Raw genomic sequence first — 19,734 nt, forward strand, 5'->3', positions numbered from 1 at the left:
CCACCCCCGGCCACCGCGGCGCCACGCCCGCCCGCACCGCCTTGCCGCGCACTCCCGCACCGCCCGCCCGCCCCAGCCGGACCCCAGCCGCGCGCAAGGCGGCGCTGCTGCAATCACCCCCGGACCAGGCCGCCCCGGCACCCGCCGGGCGCGCGGGGGAGCAGCATGCGGGAGGAACGCGCGATGGTGACCAGACGCAGGATGATCGGCGCCGCCCTGGCGACCGGGGGAGGGGTCCTGCTCGTGCGCACCGCGGTACGCCCGGCCGCCTCCGCCGCCCCCGCCGCGTCCGCGCAGGACGCCGCCGCCGGCCAGGACACCGCCGCCGCGCAGGCCGCGGCCGGCCACACCCACCCCGCGGGCACCGACGCCCCCGACCCGGGCCCGGACACCGGCCCCGCCCTGGCCCCGAAGTTCACCACCACGCTGCCGCTGCCCCCGGTGCTCAGCCCCGTCTCCACCGACGGCGGCGCCGACACCTACACCGTCACCATGCTCCGCTCCTTCGCCCGCATCCTGCCCGGGCACCGCACCGAGGTCCTCACCTACAACGGCGCCTTCCCCGGCCCCGTCATCCGCGCCCGCTCCGGACGGCCCGTGGTCGTGCGCCAGACCAACCTGCTGGACGACGCCGTCTCGGTCCACCTGCACGGCTCCAAGGTGCCCGTCGCCAGCGACGGCGGCCCGATGAACCTGCTCGGCGCCGGCGCCAGCCGCACCTACACCTACCCCAACGACCAGCCCCACGCGAGCCTGTGGTTCCACGACCACGCCCACCACACGGAATCCGAACACGTCTACCGGGGCCTGGCCGGCACCTACCTGCTCACCGACGCCACCGAAACCGCCCTGCCGCTGCCCGCCGGCCGCTACGACCTGCCCATCGCCCTGCGCGACGCCCGCTTCGACGCCTCCGGCCACCTCGTCTACCGCATGGACGACCCCTTCAACCGCACCACCATCCTCGCCAACGGCCGCCCCTGGCCCAAGGCCGAGGTCGCCGCCCGCCGCTACCGGCTGCGCCTGCTCAACTCCTCCAACCTGCGCTTCTTCTCCCTGCGCCTGGCCGACGGCGGCCCGATCACCCAGATCGGCTCCGACGGCGGCCTGCTGGAACGCCCCCACACCACCGACACGATCGACCTCTCACCCGGGGAGCGCGCCGACGTCGTCATCGACTTCTCCCGCTACCCCATCGGCTCCTCCGTGGTCCTCACCAACTCCATGCCGCCGGGCCCCGCCGAACACGTCGGCCAGGTCATGCGCTTCGACATCGTGCGCTCCGCCCCCGACCCCAGCAGCGTCCCCGACCGGCTGCGCACCCTGCCCGCCCTCGGCGCGGCGGCCCGCGAACGCACCGTCGTGCTCAAGGTCGACGAGACCCCGGGCGCCGCGCGCGGCCTGATCGACGGCAAGGTGTACGACCCGGCGCGCGTGGACGCGGCGGTGGCCTTCGGCACCTCGGAGATCTGGACCGTCGTCAACGCCAACACCGACGTCCCGCACAACTTCCACCTGCACCTGGTGCAGTTCCGCGTCCTCGAGCGCAACGGCACGGCACCCGGCCCCGAAGAGGCCGGCCTCAAGGACACCGTGCGCCTGCTGCCCGGCGAGAGCGTGCGCCTGCACGCCACCTTCGACTCCTACCGCGGCCGCTACCCGTACCACTGCCACCTGCTGGACCACTCGGCGATGGGGATGATGGCGCAGATGGAGATCAGCTGACGCACACCGGCTGACACACACCCGGCTGACGCACACCGGCCCGCCGTACCGCCCGGGCCCCGGGCCCCGGGCGGTACGGCGGGCCGGATCGACGGCCCGTCAGGACGCGTGGATGCCCTGCCCGGGGGCCAGGATCCCCGCCGGGTCGAAACGGCGCTTGGCCCGCACCACCCGCTCCCACAGCCCCCCGTAGTGACGCCGCCAGTCCGCCCCCGTCATCCCCGGCACCGCCCCGATCAGGTACCGCTTGCCGCCCAGCTCGACCGCCCGGTCGTACAGCCGCCGGTTGCGCTCCAGCATCGCCGCCGTGTCCGCCCCCGGCCCCGGGAACGCCAGCAGGTCGAAGTGCCAGCCCACCGCCTCCTGCGGCAGCACCGCCAGCGGCGCCCGCACCCGCTCCCGCGCGTACGGGTAGAACAGCAGCAGCCCCGCCCCCAGATCCGCCGCCGTCAGCACCTCGGCCGCCTCCGCCATGAACACCCGCGCCGTCGACGCGGGCAGGAACACGCTCAGCCACGGCTTCGCCAGCCCCCACAGCCCCGCCGCCCGCAGGTACCCCGCGAACGCGTCCACCCGGAACGCGTACTCGCGCCAGCCCTGCTCCACCACCGACACCCCGCCCGCCGCCGGCGACAGCCCCGCCAGCAGCGCCTCCCGGTCCACCGCCTGCCCCGCGTCCGCGAACGCCACCAGCTCCGCCTTGTACCGCCACCGCGACCCGTCCGCGCTGCGCTCCACGTCGCCGACCTGCAGGTCGAACCGGCCCTGGGCCAGCACCTTCTCCTGGTCGGCCAGGTAGGTGTCCAGGTCGTCGTAGAACAGCTGGAACACGTGGGCGCGCTCGCGCACCGGCACCAGCGCCAGCGTCGCCCGCACGATGATCCCGGCCTGCCCGCCGCCGGCCAGCACCGCCTCGAACAGTTCCCGCTCGCGCGCGGGCGACGCCGTCACCAGCTCCCCGGTGCCGGTCACCACCTCCACCTCCAGCACCCGGTCCGCCTGCAGGCCGTAGTGCTGCACCGCGCCGCCGATCCCGCCCACGCTCAGCGTCCCGCCCACCGACAGGTGCAGATAGTCCGTCAGGCACGGCGGCACCCAGCCCTGCGCCAGCCCCGCCTCGACCACCTGCGCCCAGGTCGCCCCGGCCTCCACCACCGCACGCCCCGGCCGCACCGAGACGACCTTCGACAGGCCGCGCGCGTCGATCGCGATCCCGCCGCGGGGGTTGGCCTGCCCGTAGCTGGAGTGCGACTCCAGCCCCGCCTCGCCGACCTGCGCCACGTCCCCGCTCTGCCCGTTGACCGCCACCGGGATCCGGTGCCGGGCGGCGAACGCCACCACCCGCTGCACATCGCGCACCGAGCCGGGCCGCAGCACCGCCCGCGGCGCCGCGGACACCAGGTGCCCGAAATCGGAGGAGAACCGCTCCAGATCCGCCCCCTGCAGCGTCACCACCCCGTCCAGGGCGGGAAGTCGCGCGACACCGGCGCCCGGCTCGGCGGCCCACGCCCGCGCCGAGGTGTCCCAGCCGACGACGGCGCCGCCCGCACCCGCGGCGGCACCGGCGAGAAGCGCACGCCGCGACAGCCCTGACCTGCTCATATAAGAATCTCTCCGATCAGTCGTCACAAAGGGATTGTCGTACCGCAACCATCCCGCGGCCACCTACCGCCCCGCACGCCCCGCCTGCTGCTCCGTCAGCCGAAGGTCCGTCACCGTGTGCTCCCACATCCGCACCTGGTACGCCGGCGCGCCGGCCGGGATGCTCGCCGCCGCCGCCCGGGCCTGCGCCAGCAGCGCCTCCCGCGCCTCGGGCAGGTGCGCCACCCGCGGGCCCTCGGCCGCCTCCCGCAGCACCAGGGCCAGCTTGAAGGCGTACACGTGCGGGCTCACCGCGAACAGCGTCCGGTACACCCACAGCCCCTCCTCGCCGTGCAGCACCCGCTCGTTGTGGCTCAGCAGCCGCACGCGCGCCTTCAACACCAGGTCCCCGTGCACGTTCGTCCCGCTCATGGGTGTGTCCCCCTTCGTCGCTTCGCTCGCTCCCCGCCCCCTCCTCACGCGGCCCGCGGGCACGACGGCGCCACGCACCGGCCGCCCGCAGCGGGGCGACGGCACGTCAGGCCGTGGAGAGGGGGAGGGGATGTCGCACGAGTCTGCGGGCCGCGCCCACCGCGCGGCAAGACGAAAACGGGGTGCGCTGCGTCCTACCGAAACCTTGCCTGACCTGGCAGGATTGGGGTCGGCACCCTCCCGGGGCCCGGGGAAGGGGCCGCCGGCGGGAAGCCCTGGCGGCGGCCGGACTAGCCTGGGCGCATGTTCATTCTCGAGCTGAGCTACACCGCACCGCTGGAGCAGATCGACGCCGCGCTGGCGCAGCACGTCGCGTGGCTGGAGGCGCACTACGCGGCGGGCACCTTCCTCGCCTCGGGGCGCAAGGTTCCGCGCGAGGGCGGGATCATCCTGGCGGTGGGGGAGGACCGGGCCGCGATCGAGGCGCTGGTGGCCACCGACCCGTTCGTGGTCGCCGGGCTGACCGCGTACACGGTGACGGAGTTCCTCGCCACCACCACCGCGCCCGTCCTGGACGACTACCGCCAGCAGCTGCCCGGCTGATCCCGCGGGAAAGAGTTGTGCCGCCGTGCCCCGGACCGCCTGCCGCGGTTCGGGGCACCGTCGCGTTCTGGCTACGATCGGTGAGCACGGGCAAGGACGGGTACGGCACACAAGTCGCAAATCGGCGGGAGTAGACGGATGGCACACGCACGGGCCGGGCAGCCGGCGCAGCCCGGTGACCTGGTGGACGTGGCGCGGCTGGTGACGGCGTACTACGCGCTGCACCCGGATCCGCAGGAGCCCGGGCAGCGGGTGGCGTTCGGGACCTCGGGGCACCGGGGCTCGTCGCTGGACGCGGCGTTCAACGAGGACCACATCGCCGCGACCACGCAGGCGATCTGCGAGTACCGCGCCGAACAGGGCGTCGGCGGGCCGCTGTTCCTGGGCGCGGACACCCACGCCCTCTCGGAGCCGGCCAAGGTCACCGCCCTGGAGGTGCTGGCCGCCAACGGCGTGCACGTGCTGATCGACGCCGCCGACGGCTACACCCCCACCCCGGCGGTCTCCCACGCGATCCTCGCCCACAACCGGCGCAGCCCCCGCGCGCTGGCCGACGGCATCGTGGTCACCCCCTCGCACAACCCGCCGCGCGACGGCGGCTTCAAGTACAACCCGCCCAGCGGGGGCCCGGCCGGATCCGAGGCCACCGGGCGGATCCAGGACCGCGCCAACGAGCTGATCCGCGAGGGCCTGCGCGGGGTGAGGAAGGTCCCCTACGCGCGGGCCCTGAACGCGGCCACCACCGCCCGCCACGACTACCTGGGCACCTACGTCCAGGACCTGCCCTCCGTCCTGGACCTGGACGCGGTGCGGGCGGCGGGCCTGCGCATCGGCGCGGACCCGCTGGGCGGCGCGTCGGTGGCCTACTGGGCGCGCATCGCCGAGACCCACCGCCTGGACCTGACCGTCGTCAACCCGCTCACCGACCCGACCTGGCGGTTCATGACCCTGGACTGGGACGGCAAGATCCGCATGGACTGCTCCTCGCCGTCCGCGATGGCCTCCCTCATCACCCGCCGCGACCAGTACGCCATCGCCACCGGCAACGACGCCGACGCCGACCGGCACGGCATCGTCACCCCCGACGGCGGCCTGATGAACCCCAACCACTACCTCGCGGTGGCCGTCGACTACCTCTACCGCCACCGCGCCGACTGGCCCGCCGACGCCGGCATCGGCAAGACCCTGGTCTCCTCCTCGATGCTCGACCGCGTCGCCGCCGACCTCGGCCGCACCCTGGTCGAAGTCCCGGTCGGCTTCAAGTGGTTCGTCGACGGCCTGCTGGAGGGCTCGATCGGCTTCGGCGGCGAGGAGAGCGCCGGCGCCTCCTTCCTGCGCCGCGACGGCGGGGTGTGGACCACCGACAAGGACGGCATCCTGCTGGCCCTGCTCGCCTCCGAGATCACCGCCGTCACCGGCACCACCCCCAGCGCCCGCTACCGCGAACTGACCAAGCGCCACGGCGCCCCCGCCTACGCCCGCGTCGACGCCCCCGCCGACCGCGAGCAGAAGGCCCGCCTGGCCCGCCTGTCCCCCGAACGGGTCGGCGCCGGCGAACTCGCCGGGGAGAAGATCACCGCCGTCCTCGCCAACGCCCCCGGCAACGGCGCCGCCATCGGCGGCATCAAGGTCTGCACCGACAACGCCTGGTTCGCCGCCCGCCCCTCCGGCACCGAGGACGTCTACAAGATCTACGCCGAGTCCTTCCACGGCCCCGACCACCTCGCCCGGGTCCAGGACGAGGCCCGCGCCCTGGTCGGCGAGGTCCTCGGGAACTGAACCCGCCCCAGCCCCGGGCCGGCCGACACCGGCCCGGGGCACCGCACGACCGCCCGGCACCGCACCCGGCCGCTCAGCCGTACCCGGCCGCTCAGGGCCGTACCGGCACCGCCGCCACCACGGGCCCGGCCCGGCGCTCGTCGCGCGTGGTCGCCGCCGCCACCACGCACGCCGCCACCGCCAGCACCGCCGCCGCCAGCGGGAACCACCGCCCGCCCAGCACCGCGACCGCCGCCGACCCCACCGCACCCCCGGCCGCCGTCCCCAGGTACAGCGCACTGCTGTTCAGCGAGATCAGCAGCGGCGCGCTCGCCGGATCGATCGACGCCAACCGGTGCGGCAGCGCCACCGACACCGCCCACCCCGCCAGCGGCACCACCATCGCGTACACCAGCGCCCCCGGCATGCTGCGCCCCAGCCACGGCAGTGCGGCGAACGCGCCCGCCGCCACGGCCGAGCCGGCCAGCAGTACCCGCCGCACCCCCGCCCGGTCCACCAGGCGCCCGCCCAGCCAGCTGCCGGCCACCGACATCACGCCGCAGGTCAGCAGGACGAGGCTCAGCCGGTTGGCGTCGCCGCCGGTGGCACCCGAGACGGCGGTGGCCAGGTAGATGTAGACGCTCTGGAAGGCGAGGAAGAACACCAGCGTGGTGGCGGCCGCGCCCAGCACCCGGCGCTGGGCCAGCGGCGCCAGGCGGGCGGCGAGGGTGGGGGCGGCGGCGGGGGCGGGCAGGTCGCGCAGCAGCACCGCCAGGCCGGCCAGCGCGGCCACGCCCAGGGCGGTGACCAGCCACATCGTCAGCCGCCAGTCGGCGCGCCCCACCCAGGTGCCCAGCGGCACGCCGAGGGCGGTGGCCACCGTCATCCCGCCGAGCACGGTCGCCAGCGCCCGTCCGCGCCGTTCGGGGGCGACCAGGGTGGTGGCCACCGCGTTGGCGGTCGGCGTGTAGAGGGCGGCGCCGGCGGCCGCCAGCACCCGGGTGGCCAGCAGCAGGCCGTAGGTGGGGGCGAGCGCGCTGAGCGCGTTGGCCGCGCTGAACACCGCGAGCGCGCTCAGCAGCAGGCGCCGGCGCGGCCAGCGGGCGGTGAGCGCGGCCAGGACCGGGGCCAGCAGCGCGTAGCCGAGCGCGAAGACGGTGACCAGCTGGCCGGCGGCCGGCACCGACACCCCCAGGTCGGCGGAGATCGGGCCGAGGATGCCGGCGACGACCATCGAGTCGGTGCCCATGGCGAAGGTGCCGAGGGCGAGCAGGAGCAGACGTACGGGCACGGGTGAGCCCCCCCGATGACAGATTGTTGGATGGACGTGCAACAGTTTGAAGCTCGTCAAACACTCGAGGATGGGTGGATGATTGTCAAACCATTCATTCCCCGTCATTCCCAGCGGCCCGGAGGCTGAGCGCCATGAGCGTCACGAGTGCCACGACTGTCACGAGCGCCGCGAGTGTCACGGGCGGGGACGAGCGGCTTCCCCAGCCCGCCACCGCCGACATCGACCTCGTCACCGTCCTGCACGCCCTCGGCGACCCGGTCCGCCTCACCCTGCTGCTCAGCTACGCCGACGACGCCGAGCACTCCTGCGACCCCCGCGGCCTCGGCCTGGAACACCTGCACAAGTCGACCGTCTCCCACCACATGCGCGTCCTGCGCGAAGCCGGCGTCACCACCACCCGCGTCGCCGGCCGCAACCGCTTCGTGCGCCTGCGCCGCGCCGACCTCGACACCCGCTTCCCCGGCCTGCTCGACGCCCTCCTCGCGGCGGCCGCGACTCCCGCCTGAGCAGCCGGAATCGCACCCTGGCGCGCCGGAGGAGGCGCCGGATGAGGCGCCGGGGGGCCGCCCGGGCGCACGCGCAACTCCAGTGCGCGGCAACCCCGCTGCCGGGGCCGTGGCCCGGCTCATGGCGCCTGGTTCCGCGACGAGGCCGGGCGCGCGCCCGGCGTCGTCATCGCCGTCCTGCGGGCCGTGCCGGGCGTGGCTGTCGTCCGAAGGCGCGTTGCCGGAGGGCGGGTTGCCGGAGGGCGGGTTACCGGAAGGCCGGGGCGAGGGTGCGGGCGAGGGCCGCCACCGGGGGGAGGAAGCGGGCTGCGGCCTCGCCCAGCAGATGGGTGTGCAGGGCGCGCTGGTGGGCGGCGCCGACGAGCAGGAGGGCCGCGGCCGACGGGTCGAGCGCGGCGGGGAGCCGGCCGGCGCCCTGGCGGGCGCGGACGGCGCCGGCGACCGCCCCGAGGGCGAGGTGCGGGCCGAGTTCGCCGTCGCGCTCGGCGAGCAGCCCGCGCAGCCCGGCGTCGGACTGGACAGCGCCGAGGATCGGCATGATCCGGCGGTAGAACTGTTCGAGGCGGGTGAGCAGGGCGGCGAGGTCGGCCTCCAGGTCGGCTTCGGGAGCGTCGGCCTCGGGTTCGGCCTCCGGTGTGCCGAGGATGGCCGTCGCGTCGGCGAAGGCCGGCAGGTGCAGCCCGATGACGGCCTGGAGCAGGCCCAGCCGGTCGCCGAAGTGGTAGAAGATGCTCGACTCCGCGACGCCCGCCCGGCGCGCGATCTCCTTGGTGGACAGCGCCAGTCCGGCCTCCCCGAGCACCTCCTCGGTCGCCTTGAGCACCGCCTCCCGTACCCCGGTCGAGGGCCGACCGCTTCGCGCCTGGGCCATGCCCGGCCTCCGTTTCTCCATGCCGTCCCGACTACTTGAGTAATCGCTCAGTAAGAGGTTAACTTACTGATGGATCGCTCAGTAAGTCGCTCGGCGATCCGCTTGCCACCGCATGTGGCAATCCGTTTCGGCAATCCGTTTCAGCAGTCCGTTTCGGCAATTCGCCTGGCAGTTCGCCTGGCATCCGCCTCGGGAGGGGACCCCCATGACCACCGTCGAGTACCGCAAGAACGCCGTCCGCCGCCTCTACAAGGCACTTGAGGCCGGGGACGTGGACGTCGCCGACGAGCTGTTCACCGCCGACTTCGTCACCAGCGAGGGCCTGCACCAGAACGTCCGCGGCCCGCAGGGCTTCAAGGACGCCATCCGCGAGGTGCACGCCACCCACAGCGACCCGTCGTTCGAGATCCTCGACCTGCTCGGCGAGGGCGAGGACGTCGTCGTGCGCTGGCGGATGACGGCCACCCACACCGGCCCGCTGATGGGCCTGCCGGCCACCGGCAAGCGCGTCAGCACGGAGGCCTTCGCCCTGTTCCGCTTCGTCGGCGACCGCATCAGCGAGCGGCACGCCGTCATCGACCGGCTCGGCCTGGTGCAGCAGCTCAAGGGCGAGTGACCCGGGGCCGGGCGCCCCGGCTGCCGCCCAGGGCCCGGCGCCCGGACCTCGCGTAGGGTACGGCTCCGTACGGCTCCGGGCGCACCCGGGGCGCCGGGGGACAGCGGGAAGGACGGATCGTGCCGATCAGGGGCGTGCTCTTCGACGTCGACGACACCTTGTTCGACTACTCGGGGTCGGAGGAGACCGGCATCCTCGCCCACCTGCGGGACCTGGGCCTGCTGGGCCGCTTCCCGGCGCCCGCGGCGGCGGTGGCGCTGTGGCGCGGCGTCATGGAGGAGCAGTACGCGCGGTTCCTGGCCGGCGAGCTGACCTTCGCGGGCCAGCAGTACGAGCGCACCCGGCAGTTCCTCGCCCGCCTGGGCGAGGACGACGCCGAGCACCTGTCCGACGAGCGGGCCGCCGCCTGGTTCGCCGGGTACGCGGCGCACCGCGACGCGGCCTGGGCCGCGTTCCCGGACGCCGCGCCGGTGCTGGCCGCGCTCGCGCCCGCCTACCGGCTCGGGATCGTCTCCAACTCCTCGGCCGGCCACCAGCGCGGCAAGCTGCGGGCCGTCGGCCTGCTGGGCCACTTCGACGACGCCGTGCTGGTCTGCTCCGACGAGCACGGCGAGGCCAAGCCCGCCCCGGGCATCTTCCGGGCCGGCTGCGCGCGCCTGGGCCTGGCCCCGCACGAGGTCGCCTACGTGGGGGACAAGTACGACCTCGACGCGCTCGGCGCCCGCGACGCGGGCCTGCACGCCTTCTGGCTCGACCGGTCCGCCGACGGCGCCCCGGTGGCGGACGGCGTGCACGTCCTGCACTCCCTCGAGGCCCTGCCCGCCGCCCTGGGCGCGGCCCCGAGCGGGGGCTGACGGTCCCGTTCCGCCGTCCGCCGTCCGCCGTCCGCCGTCCGCCGTCCGCCGTCCGCCGTCCGCCGTCCGCCGGGCGTCCGTTCGCCGGGGCCGCACCCGCCCGGCCCCGGGGCTTCCCCGGGGCCGGGGGAGCGAGCTGCCCCGGGCAGGCCCCCACGCGTCCGTGACCTACAGTCAGATCATGCGCGCACACAGCGATCACGGCAGGTCCGGGGGACATCTGCCCACCCTCACCGCCCTGCGCTTCGCCGCCGCCCTCGCCGTCTTCCTCTTCCACGCCTTCCTCACCGCCGACCCGCTGCGCCCGCAGGCACCCCTCACCTTCTTCGCCGACCGGCCCCTCGCCGGCGCGCTCGCCCACGCCACCTCCAAGGCCGGGTACGCCGGAGTGTCCTTCTTCTTCGTCCTCAGCGGCTTCGTCCTGACCCGGTCGGCCCGGGAGGGGGAGAAGCCGGGCGCCTTCTGGCGCCGGCGCCTGGCCCGGATCTACCCCACCCACCTGGTGATGTGGGCGGCCGCGCTCCTGCTGTTCGCCCAGACCGCACCGGTGCGCACCTGGCTGCCCAACCTCCTGCTCGTGCACGCCGATCACCCGACCCCAACATCAACTCGGGTATGAACATGCCCAGTTGGTCGCTCTGCTGCGAGCTGCTGTTCTACCTGCTCTTCCCGCTCCTGCACCGCGCGCTGCGCCGCCTGCCCGACCGGGGCCTGCGGCCGGCCATCGCCCTGGCCCTGACGGCCGCCGCGGCCGTGGCCGCCGCCGACGACGCCCTGCTGCCCGACCGGCCCCGGATCCCCCAACTGCCGGTATCCCTCGACCAGTTGTGGTTCGGCTACCTCTTCCCGCCGGCCCGCCTGCCGGAGTTCGTCCTCGGCATGCTCCTCGCCCGGGCCGTCGCCGCCGGCCTCGCCCCACGCCCCGGCCTCACCCCCGCCGCCCTCCTCGTCGCGCCCGCCTACGCGCTCACCCTCGCGGTCCCCGCCCCGTACGACTTCACCCTGCCCATGCTGGTACCGCTGGCCCTGCTCGTCTGCGCCGCCGCCCACCGCGACCTCCACCACCCCGCCCCCGCCCGCCCGTTCGCGCAGTGGCTCGGGGGCGTCTCCTTCGGCTTCTACCTCTGCCAGGGCGTCGTCCTCTTCCACGGCCGCCCGCTGCTCCTGGGCGAGCGCACCTACCCCGCCCCGGTCGCGGCCGCTCTCACGCTGGCGGCGTTCGCGGTGACGCTGGGGGCGGGGGCGCTGACGTACACGGTGGTGGAACGGCCCGCGGTGCGGCACCTGGCACGGCCGGGCACGGCGGCGCGGGGGAGGGAATGGGCGGGCTGAGCGGCGCCCGAACCGGCCCGGACGCCCCCCGGCGGAGCGCACGTCGGGCCCCGGCCGCGGCGCCCGTGCGGGCCGGGGCGGCGCCGGGCCGCCGGGCCGGTGCGCCTACCGCGTGACCACCGCCCCGTCGTAGACGTTGTCCGGCGTGACGATCCCGGTGATCGCCCGGGCCAGGAGCGTGGACGGCTCCTGGCCCTGGACCGTGGAGTCGGTGTTGATCTCGACGACCAGCGTGGCCTGCTGCGCGGGCAGGTAGACGGTGACGGTCTCGTACCCCGGGATGGAGCCGTTGTGCCCGATCCACCCGTTGGCGTCGAAGATGCCCAGGCCGTAGCTCGTCCCGGGGAAGCCGGTGGGCAGGGTGGTGAGGCGCTGCGCCTGGGTCCCGGGGCTGAGCAGCCGCCCGGTGGCGAGGACCTCGGCCCAGTGCCGCAGGTCGTGCAGGTCGGAGATCATCGCCCCGGCCGCCCAGGCCCAGCTGGGGTTCCAGTCGGTGGCGTCGGCGGTGGCGCCGCTGAGCGTCTGGTCGGTGTAGCCGCGCGGGTGCGGCTGCGGGAACTCGGGGCCCTGCGGCAGCAGGGTGCGGTGCAGCCGGGAGGGGCGCAGCACCCGCTCGCGCAGGAACTCGGCGAGCGGGCGCCCGCCGGCCTTCTCGACCACCAGGCCGAGCAGGACGAGGTTGGTGTTGGAGTACTGGAACTCCTGGCCCGGGTCGAAGGTGTTGTCGTGCCTGAAGCCGTAGGCGAGCGCCTGCTGCGGGGTGAAGGAGCGCTGCGGGTCGCTCAGCAGGTCGTGGATGAAGTCCGGGTCGGAGGTGTACGGGAACAGGCCGCTGCGCATCTCGGCGAGCTGGCGCAGCGTGATGCAGTCGCCGTTCGGCACGCCGTCGACGTAGGCGGAGATCGGGTCGTCCAGGCCGACGCGGTGTTCGTCGACGAGTTCGAGCAGCGCGGTGACGGTGAAGGTCTTGGTCTCGCTGCCGATGCGGACGTAGGAGTCGGTGCGCATCGGCGCGCCGGTGGCGGTGTCGGCGACGCCGGTGGCGCGCACGTAGCACCCCCGGCCGGGCATCCACAGGCCGACGACGACGCCGGGGATGGCGGCCTGGCGGCGCACGGACTCGATGGCGGTGTCCAGGCGGGCGGTCAGGTCGGGGTCGAGCCCGTCGGGCGGGCAGTCGTCCCCGCCGTGGCGGGTGTCGTACCGGTGGTTGCCCGTGGGGTGGACTCCCGCGGGGCGGGCGGTCGCGGTGGCGGGGGCCGCCGTGATCGGGGCCAGCACGGATGCCACGACCAGGGCGGCGGCGAACAGTCTGCGGTGGTGGGTGCGTCGCACGTCGGGGCGCCTTTTCGGGTCGGGGGAGCGGACCCACGCCAGCATCACCAGCCCGACCGGCCGGGTACGCCCCCGCGCGGGACGCGTCCTGGCGAATCCACCCGTACGGAGCCCGCGCCTGGCCCATGCGGCCCCGTGCCGCCACGCGGTCGGTCCCGGTGCGGGCGTGCCGTCGGTTCCCCGGGCGGGCGGCGGTCGGGTTCGGGGGCTCAGAGGCTGCGGGCGGTGATGTCGCCGTGCGGGGTGGTGGCGCGGATGTCCAGGACGGCAGTGATCGCGGCGGGGGTGTCGAACTTCTGCACGGTGTTCTCCGGTGTCTCGGCCGGCGGTGTCTCGGCCGGCCGGTGCTTCGGCCGGCCGGTCGGGCGATCTTTCTGACACCGGAAACGCTACGTTGCTTTCCAGGTAGCGACAACATGTTCGTTGCGTCAGACGGCCATATCTGCAGGTGGGATGCGGGAAAGTGTTGCAACGGTTCTGTCAGTAGCGCAACGGCATGAGACTTGTTCATTGCAATGGATGAGAGGTGAACGCTATCGTGGGGATCAAGGACCACCACGAGGCACCACCGAGGAGACCGCGATGCCGGGAGGCCGACTCACCCAGCAGGAACGCCAGCAGATCGCGCTGGGACTGGCCGACAGCCTCCCCTACGCCGAGATCGCCCGGCGCCTGGAACGCCCCACCTCCACCGTCACCCGCGAGGTGATGCGCAACGGAGGCCCCACCGCCTACCGCGCCGACCTGGCCCACCGTGCCACCGAACGCCGCGCCCACCGGCGCGGACCCGCCGCCGCCCGCGGGCCGCAGCCGGCCCCCCACGCCCACGGCCGCGACGCCGAGGCCGTGGCCGACTACGAGGAGACGCTCACCACCGTCATGATGGGCACGGGCCTGTCCAAGATGACGGCCCGGGTGCTGACCTGCCTGTTCGTCACCGACGCGGGCAGCCTCACCGCCTCCGACCTCGCCCACCGCCTCCAGGTCAGCCCGGCCTCCATCTCCAAGGCGATCGCCTTCCTGGAGAGCCAGAGCCTGGTGCGCCGCGAACGCGACGAACGCCGCCGCGACCGCTACATCGTCGACGACGAACTCTTCTACCAGGCGACCATCGCCAGCGCCCGCGCCAACGACCAACTCGTCGCCACCGCCCGCGAAGGCGTCGCCGTCCTCGGCGCCGGCACCCCCGCCGCCCACCGCCTGGAGAACGTCGCCCGCTTCCTCGACTTCATCAGCGAGAGCATCCTGCGCGCCGCCGAACAGGCCCGCGAGGTCCTGCACACCAAGCCCGCCGCGCCCGGCGGCACGTCCTCGCCGTCCTGAGACCCCGTCCGGGCGTGTACGCCCACTCAGGCGTCAGGCGTCAGGCGTCAGGCGTCAGGCGTCGGGTGCCGGGTGCCGGGCGTCAGGCGGCCGCCGGGGGCAGGTGGCGGGCCGCCACGAGATCGGCCATGGTGTGCAGCCGGGTGAAGTAGGCGGCGCAGTACTCCTCGTCGAGCACGGGCACGGCCCTGCCGAGGCCGGCGATGCACGCCCACAGGACGGCGACGCCGTCGGCGTCGAGTCCGCCGCCCAGCTCCCGCCGGACGAGGCCGGCCACGTCGGCGTCCAGTTGGATCAGGTCCGCGCCGTCGATGTCCACGCCGCGAAAGCTCTCCGGGAACGGGGCCTGCCGGTGCTCCTCCCACAGACGGGCCAGGCGCTCCTGCGGCTCGCCCGGACCGGGCTCCCCAGCAGCCGGCCCCGCCTGCGACGGCGGGCCCAGCAGCAGGGCGACCGTGTCGAACACGGCGCGCAGCAGGTCGACGGCCCTGAGCGGGTTCACGACGCCGCTGCTCACGGCACCCTGCGCGATCCGCTCACGCAGCCGCACCGCGCGCTCCAACTCCCCGGCCAGGTACGCCGGGACGAGCCCCGCGTCGCCGGCCCGCCGGACCAGCTCCCGCAACGGGGCGTCCTCGTCGGCCAGCCGCCCCGCCAGGACCTGCTCCAGGGCCGACAGGGAGTGGGTGACGGCCACGGTGGCGAACTCGTACCGGTAGAAGGAATGCCGGATCAGCTCGCGGGAGGTCTCCAGCGCGCTCATGACGGACATCGACGCGCCCTCGGGCAGCACCAGCTCGGCGACCAGGGGATGCATGCCCGCGTAGTCGGGCACGACGCTGCGCACGCGCAGGTCCGGAACAGGAGTCTCCATCCCCGCAGTCTCCCCGCCCACGAGCCGCCGATGCCACCGGATTCGCACCCCGGCCCACGGGACGTACCCGCCGACTCCCCACCTGGCACAGTGTCAGGCCACTGATATAACGTAAAGCCCGAACAGCCTAGGACCGGGGAGCGGCCAGGGATGCGATCACCATGACCGACACCGACACCGACACCGACACCGGCACCAGCAGCGGCACCGACGGCCCGGCCCAGGCCCCGCCCGACCTCCACGACCGCCTGGGCCACGCCATCAAACGGGCCGAACAGGCACTCATCGGCGAGAAGACCCGCGTGCTGCGCACCGTCGACCTGACGGTCCCCCAGTACGTCGCCCTGCTCGTCCTGCAGCAGTCCACCACCGGCCTGTCCGGCGCCCAGCTCGCCCGCGCGTGCATGGTCACGCCGCAGACCATGACGACGGTCCTCGCCAACCTGGAACACAAGGGCCTCATCACCCGCGAGACCTCCAGCGTCCACCGGAAGGTCCTCGTGGCCACGCTCACCCGCTCCGGCCGCACCCTGACCAGGAAGGCCGACACCCTGGCCCGCGCCGTCGAACAGCGCCTCGCCGACGCCCTCGACACCACCGAACAGGCCCAGCTGCGCGACCTCCTGGAACGCTCCACCGCCGCCCTGCGCGACACCGACCCAACCCCGGCCCGCGCCGCCCGCCACCCCGAGGAACCCCGATGACCGACACCCCCGACAGCCCCGCCGCCCTCGCCCCCGGCACCGTCCTGGTCCTGGTCGACCTCCAGCACTGGATCGTCAACCGCCCATCCGCCCCACTGACCGGCACCGCCGTGGTCCGCTCCGCCGCCCGCCTGAAAACCGCCTTCGAAACGGCCGGCCTGCCCGTCGTCCTGGTCCGCTACGCCCGCATCGACGGCAGCGACGGCGGCCCCGACTCCCACGCCAACCGCTTCGCGCCCGAGGTGGACGCCCGCCCCGGCAACGAGGTCGTCACCAAGTACGGCATCGACGCCTTCGAGGGCACCGACCTCGCCGACCGCCTGCGCCGCCTCGGCGCCACCGCCCTCGTCGTCGCGGGCATCACCACCGAGTACGGCGTCGGCGAGACCGTCCGCACCGCCGTCACCCTCGGCTACCCCACCACCGTCGCCGAGGACGCCGTCACCGCCCTGTCCGCCCCCGCCCACACCGCCGCCCTCCACACCTTCCGCGACCTGGGCGCCACCGTCACCGCCACCGACACCCTCCTCGCCACGCAGGCCTGACGAGACACCGAGGGCGCGGACCCCCGCCGGCTCCGCTCACCCGCGCACGGACAGCTGCGCGCGCACCCACTCCACCGGGGGATTGGTGTGCGCCCGCCCCGCCACGAAGACCGTCGGCACCGTCTCGTTGCCCTCGTTCACCGCCCGCGCGGCCGCCGCCCCCTCGGGATCGCGCCAGATGTCCACCCAGTGCACCCGGCGCGCATCGCGGCCCAGCCGCAACCGCAACCGCAGGCAGTACCTGCAGCCCGGCCGCCACAGGACCACCGGCCGCCCGTCGGCCGCGCTGCGCCGCTGCGCCTGCGCCACGCTCACCGAACGCGGGAAGACCAGCGGCGAGTTCACGAGCGCGCACAGCACGAACACCAGCAGGAAGGCCGCCGCCGGCCCGAGGCTGCCCCGGGAGGCCAGCCCGGCCGCGACGACCGAGCCGCACAGCAGGAGCAGTACCGGCATGATCCAAGGGCGCGTCATCGGATGTCTCCGGGGATACCCCCGGCTTCAGCCGGGGGAGGAAACGGACCGCCCGCGTAGCGGGGCAGGGGACGGCGGGTCGTCGTAGAGACGGACCGCCGGTTACCAACCGCCAGCAAATGGTCACAATCTGATGATGTATCGTGTGATTCGTGCGGACCGCTTCCGTGAAGCGGGCGTTCAAGTTCCGTTTCTATCCGACCGATGCGCAGGCGGCTGAGCTGTCGCGCACGTTCGGGTGCGTGCGGAAGGTCTACAACCTGGCGCTGCAGGCGCGTACGGACGCGTGGCAGCAGCGGCAGGAGCGCGTCAACTACAACGCCACCAGTGCGATGCTGACGGCATGGAAGAAGACCGAGGAACTGGCCTACCTCTGCGAGGTTTCCTCCGTTCCATTGCAGCAGGCGCTGCGGCACTTGCAGGGTGCGTTCGTCAACTTCTGGGGGAAACGGGGGAAGTACCCGCGTTTCAAGTCCCGGAAGAAGTCCTGCAAGTCCGCCGAGTACACGTCCTCCGCGTTTCGGTGGCGGGACGGTCGGCTGACGCTGGCGAAGATGGCCGAGCCTCTGCGCATCGTGTGGTCCCGGCCTCTGCCCGAGGGCAGTACACCGACCATGGTCACCGTGTCGCAGGACTCGGCCGGACGCTGGTTCGTGTCGGTGCTGTGCGACGACCGCCCGGCGCCGATGCCGGTGACGAACGCCGCTGTCGGTATCGATGCGGGCATAGCGTCGCTGCTCGTCCTGTCCAGACCGATCGAAGGTCTGACGGACGGGCGCGGGAAGATCCGCAACCCGAGGCATGAGCGGAATGACCGGCAGCGCCTCGCGAAGGCTCAGCGGGATCTTGCGCGCAAGGCCAAGGGATCGAAGAACCGGGACAAGGCCCGGTTGAAGGTCGGCCGGGCGCATGTCCGGATCGCCGACCGTCGCAGGGACTTCCTACACACGGTCACCACCGCTCTCGTGCGTGAGAACCAAACGCTCGTGATCGAGGACCTGACCGTGCGGAACATGCTGAGGAACCGTACTCTGGCTCGCGCGATCGCCGATGCGTCGTGGTCGGAACTGCGGAGCATGCTGGAGTACAAAGCGGTCTGGTACGGGCGGGAGCTCGTGGTGATCGACCGCTGGTTTCCCTCCTCCAAGCTGTGCAGTGCCTGCGGTATCTTGCGAGGCAGGATGCCGCTCAACGTCCGTGAGTGGACGTGTGACTGCGGGACGACCCACGACCGGGACGTGAACGCGGCGAAGAACATCCTGGCCGCCGGGCTGGCGGTTGCCGCCTGTGGAGACGCTGTAAGACCTCAACGGAGCACTCCGGGCGGGCGGTCGTCGGTGAAGCAGGAAGTCGTCCCACCGCAGCGCACACTCGCAGCGGCTCAGCCGCGAGGCTGAGGGGAATCCCCCTCGTTCACGAGGGGGAGGAAGTCAAGAGTGCGCAGGCTACTGGACGTGGCCGTGCGGCGCCGGCCCCGCACCGGGCCCTCGCCTGCGCTGACCGGCCATCAGGGGGAATCCGCGCTGCAGGAAGCCGACCACTAGCGTCACCGCGCGCACCGCCGCCGCCCCCGTCGCCGTCCGGCGGGGTGTCGTGACCGGGCAGGACGCCGTGTGGGTGACCGTCACGCGACAGTGAAGGGAGCTGGTGGGGCCCGGGGCGCGGCTCGCCCGCCAACCCGGGGAACCCCACCGGAAATTGAGCGGAAGAGCCCCCGAACCCCCCTGTTAGGGTGACCCGATGTCATCGGTCAAGCAACTCCAGGTCACCTTCGACTGCGCGGACCCCGAACGCGTCGCCCGTTTCTGGTGCGAGGTGTTGGGCTACGTAGCACCGACGCCGCCGGACGGGTTTGCCACCTGGGACGATTTCAACCTCTCACTGCCGCCGGAGAAGCGGGGTGCGTGGTTCGCGTGCAGTGACCCCACGGGGGTGGGCCCGCGCATGTACTTCCAGCGCGTTCCCGAAGGCAAGGTCGTCAAGAACCGGGTGCACCTCGACGTACGGGTCGGCACCGGACTCGTGGGCGAGGAGCGCGTGGCCGTACTCGAGGCCGAATGCGCCCGACTGGTCGCACTCGGCGCGGTACGCGTGCAACTGCTGACCGCCGATGACGAGAACGAGTCGTGCCTGGTGATGCAGGACGTCGAGGGCAACGAGTTCTGCCTCGACTGAGCCGCCTTCCCTGCCGCAGCCGCCACGCCGCCACACCGCCGCCCCGGTCGGGGGTGGCGGCGTGCGAGCACCCTCAGCTTCCCGGTGCCGATTCCCCGGTGCCGAACTCCCGGGTGTCGAACTCCCCGGTGCGGACGGCGGTGACGAAGGAGTGCCGGGCGGGGGAGGGGGAGACGAGGGCCGGGCCTGCGATCGTCAGGATCCCTTGGCGTCCTCGGCCGGGCGGCGATCGTTCAACTGGGCGAGGGAGCCGACGTACTTGAGCATCAGGCGGGCGAACTCCAGGCGGTCGTGCTCGGCCCAGTCGGCGGTGATGTACTCGAACGCCGCACGCTGGTGGCGCCGGAAGCGCGCCATGAGGTCGGCGCCTTCGGGGCTGAGCAGGAGGACGGTGCGGCGGCCGTCCTGCTGGGAGGCGGCACGGGTCAGGTAGCCGGCCTTGATGTTGTCGGTGACCATCCGGCTGGCGACCGAGGGGTCGACGCCGAGGAGTTCGGCCACCGCTCCGACGGTGATCTCCTTGTCGGAGTCCCGGGTGTGCTCCAGGACGATGTTCAGGACCAGGGTGCGGCTCAGGTCCTTGGCCGAGACGGGGTTCTCGACCTCCAGCAGCGAGGTGCGGCGCAGTTTGGAGAACGCGGGGCCCACGGCGTTCAGCAGTTCCTCGGCCGTCTGCGGCTCGTTCGTCGTCATGCACCCATCGTAATGTCCGTGAGCTTTGGAAGGCATGTG

Annotated in this window: 21 protein-coding genes; 13 read left to right on the forward strand and 8 right to left on the reverse strand. The window is 73.7% G+C overall.

What is annotated here, in order from left to right:
* Window positions 1-183 precede the first annotated feature (183 nt).
* Entirely contained in the window at window positions 184-1,725 is a 1,542-nt protein-coding gene (locus tag ACZ52R_RS09840) for a multicopper oxidase family protein (protein ID WP_465614976.1), read from the forward strand.
* 99 nt (window positions 1,726-1,824) lie between these two features.
* Here ACZ52R_RS09840 and ACZ52R_RS09845 read toward each other — a convergent pair whose 3' ends face one another.
* Window positions 1,825-3,327, reverse strand: coding sequence for an FAD-binding protein (locus ACZ52R_RS09845; protein ID WP_465753269.1), 1,503 nt, complete (start codon window positions 3,325-3,327; stop codon window positions 1,825-1,827).
* A 63-nt stretch (window positions 3,328-3,390) separates the two neighbouring features.
* Entirely contained in the window at window positions 3,391-3,738 is a 348-nt protein-coding gene (locus ACZ52R_RS09850; protein WP_465614978.1) for a hypothetical protein, read from the reverse strand.
* Between the two features lie 303 nt (window positions 3,739-4,041).
* Here ACZ52R_RS09850 and ACZ52R_RS09855 point away from each other — a divergent pair, with 303 nt between their 5' ends.
* Window positions 4,042-4,341, forward strand: coding sequence for a YciI family protein (locus ACZ52R_RS09855; RefSeq protein ID WP_465614979.1), 300 nt, complete (start codon window positions 4,042-4,044; stop codon window positions 4,339-4,341).
* A gap of 138 nt (window positions 4,342-4,479) precedes the next feature.
* Window positions 4,480-6,120: a phosphoglucomutase (alpha-D-glucose-1,6-bisphosphate-dependent) gene (gene pgm / locus ACZ52R_RS09860; RefSeq protein WP_465663652.1), complete on the forward strand. Its 1,641-nt coding sequence runs from the start codon at window positions 4,480-4,482 to the stop codon at window positions 6,118-6,120.
* Window positions 6,121-6,211: 91 nt separating this feature from the next.
* Here pgm and ACZ52R_RS09865 read toward each other — a convergent pair whose 3' ends face one another.
* Window positions 6,212-7,390 (reverse strand): MFS transporter, encoded by a 1,179-nt coding sequence (locus ACZ52R_RS09865; RefSeq protein ID WP_465753270.1) that lies wholly within the window; start codon window positions 7,388-7,390, stop codon window positions 6,212-6,214.
* Window positions 7,391-7,524: 134 nt separating this feature from the next.
* Here ACZ52R_RS09865 and ACZ52R_RS09870 point away from each other — a divergent pair, with 134 nt between their 5' ends.
* Window positions 7,525-7,899 (forward strand): ArsR/SmtB family transcription factor, encoded by a 375-nt coding sequence (locus ACZ52R_RS09870; protein WP_465753271.1) that lies wholly within the window; start codon window positions 7,525-7,527, stop codon window positions 7,897-7,899.
* Between the two features lie 247 nt (window positions 7,900-8,146).
* On the opposite strand, the gene ACZ52R_RS09875 is transcribed toward ACZ52R_RS09870, so the two are convergent.
* Entirely contained in the window at window positions 8,147-8,770 is a 624-nt protein-coding gene (locus ACZ52R_RS09875) for a TetR/AcrR family transcriptional regulator (RefSeq protein WP_465663654.1), read from the reverse strand.
* 205 nt (window positions 8,771-8,975) lie between these two features.
* Between ACZ52R_RS09875 and ACZ52R_RS09880 the strand changes: the two genes are divergently transcribed.
* From ACZ52R_RS09880 to ACZ52R_RS09895, 4 genes are all read left to right on the forward strand, one after another.
* The gene (locus ACZ52R_RS09880; RefSeq protein ID WP_360509408.1) at window positions 8,976-9,386 is read left to right on the forward strand and encodes an ester cyclase; all 411 of its coding nucleotides are present in this window, start codon (window positions 8,976-8,978) and stop codon (window positions 9,384-9,386) included.
* A gap of 119 nt (window positions 9,387-9,505) precedes the next feature.
* The gene (locus ACZ52R_RS09885) at window positions 9,506-10,240 is read left to right on the forward strand and encodes an HAD family hydrolase (protein ID WP_465614983.1); all 735 of its coding nucleotides are present in this window, start codon (window positions 9,506-9,508) and stop codon (window positions 10,238-10,240) included.
* A gap of 181 nt (window positions 10,241-10,421) precedes the next feature.
* Window positions 10,422-10,859 carry an acyltransferase family protein gene (locus ACZ52R_RS09890; RefSeq protein ID WP_465753272.1) on the forward strand — a complete coding sequence of 146 codons (438 nt, stop codon included), beginning with the start codon at window positions 10,422-10,424 and terminating at the stop codon, window positions 10,857-10,859.
* Window positions 10,856-11,572 carry an acyltransferase family protein gene (locus ACZ52R_RS09895; protein WP_465753273.1) on the forward strand — a complete coding sequence of 239 codons (717 nt, stop codon included), beginning with the start codon at window positions 10,856-10,858 and terminating at the stop codon, window positions 11,570-11,572. Before ACZ52R_RS09890 ends, ACZ52R_RS09895 begins: the two co-directional genes overlap by 4 nt.
* Before the next feature lie 105 nt (window positions 11,573-11,677).
* Here ACZ52R_RS09895 and ACZ52R_RS09900 read toward each other — a convergent pair whose 3' ends face one another.
* On the reverse strand, window positions 11,678-12,907 hold the full coding sequence (locus tag ACZ52R_RS09900) for a serine hydrolase domain-containing protein (protein ID WP_465753274.1): 1,230 nt from the start codon (window positions 12,905-12,907) through the stop codon (window positions 11,678-11,680).
* Window positions 12,908-13,489: 582 nt separating this feature from the next.
* Between ACZ52R_RS09900 and ACZ52R_RS09905 the strand changes: the two genes are divergently transcribed.
* Window positions 13,490-14,230 (forward strand): helix-turn-helix domain-containing protein, encoded by a 741-nt coding sequence (locus tag ACZ52R_RS09905; RefSeq protein ID WP_396290370.1) that lies wholly within the window; start codon window positions 13,490-13,492, stop codon window positions 14,228-14,230.
* A gap of 82 nt (window positions 14,231-14,312) precedes the next feature.
* On the opposite strand, the gene ACZ52R_RS09910 is transcribed toward ACZ52R_RS09905, so the two are convergent.
* Window positions 14,313-15,104, reverse strand: coding sequence for a hypothetical protein (locus ACZ52R_RS09910; protein WP_465753275.1), 792 nt, complete (start codon window positions 15,102-15,104; stop codon window positions 14,313-14,315).
* A 161-nt stretch (window positions 15,105-15,265) separates the two neighbouring features.
* On the opposite strand from ACZ52R_RS09910, the gene ACZ52R_RS09915 reads away from it, so the two are divergent.
* Window positions 15,266-15,808, forward strand: a complete 543-nt coding sequence (locus ACZ52R_RS09915; RefSeq protein WP_465753276.1) for a MarR family winged helix-turn-helix transcriptional regulator — start codon at window positions 15,266-15,268, stop codon at window positions 15,806-15,808.
* Window positions 15,805-16,353 (forward strand): cysteine hydrolase family protein, encoded by a 549-nt coding sequence (locus ACZ52R_RS09920; protein ID WP_465614988.1) that lies wholly within the window; start codon window positions 15,805-15,807, stop codon window positions 16,351-16,353. The genes ACZ52R_RS09915 and ACZ52R_RS09920 overlap by 4 nt, the downstream gene beginning before the upstream one ends.
* A gap of 36 nt (window positions 16,354-16,389) precedes the next feature.
* On the opposite strand, the gene ACZ52R_RS09925 is transcribed toward ACZ52R_RS09920, so the two are convergent.
* A complete protein-coding gene (locus tag ACZ52R_RS09925; protein ID WP_465753277.1) occupies window positions 16,390-16,827 on the reverse strand; it encodes a glutaredoxin domain-containing protein in 438 nt (145 codons plus the stop codon).
* 152 nt (window positions 16,828-16,979) lie between these two features.
* Here ACZ52R_RS09925 and ACZ52R_RS09930 point away from each other — a divergent pair, with 152 nt between their 5' ends.
* Window positions 16,980-18,224, forward strand: coding sequence for an RNA-guided endonuclease InsQ/TnpB family protein (locus tag ACZ52R_RS09930; RefSeq protein WP_465753278.1), 1,245 nt, complete (start codon window positions 16,980-16,982; stop codon window positions 18,222-18,224).
* A gap of 343 nt (window positions 18,225-18,567) precedes the next feature.
* Entirely contained in the window at window positions 18,568-19,002 is a 435-nt protein-coding gene (locus ACZ52R_RS09935; RefSeq protein WP_465614991.1) for a VOC family protein, read from the forward strand.
* A 195-nt stretch (window positions 19,003-19,197) separates the two neighbouring features.
* Here the strand turns inward: ACZ52R_RS09935 and ACZ52R_RS09940 are convergent, their stop codons facing one another.
* On the reverse strand, window positions 19,198-19,695 hold the full coding sequence (locus ACZ52R_RS09940) for a MarR family winged helix-turn-helix transcriptional regulator (protein WP_465614992.1): 498 nt from the start codon (window positions 19,693-19,695) through the stop codon (window positions 19,198-19,200).
* Window positions 19,696-19,734 lie beyond the last annotated feature (39 nt).

The organism is Kitasatospora sp. NPDC034023 (assembly GCF_055575795.1).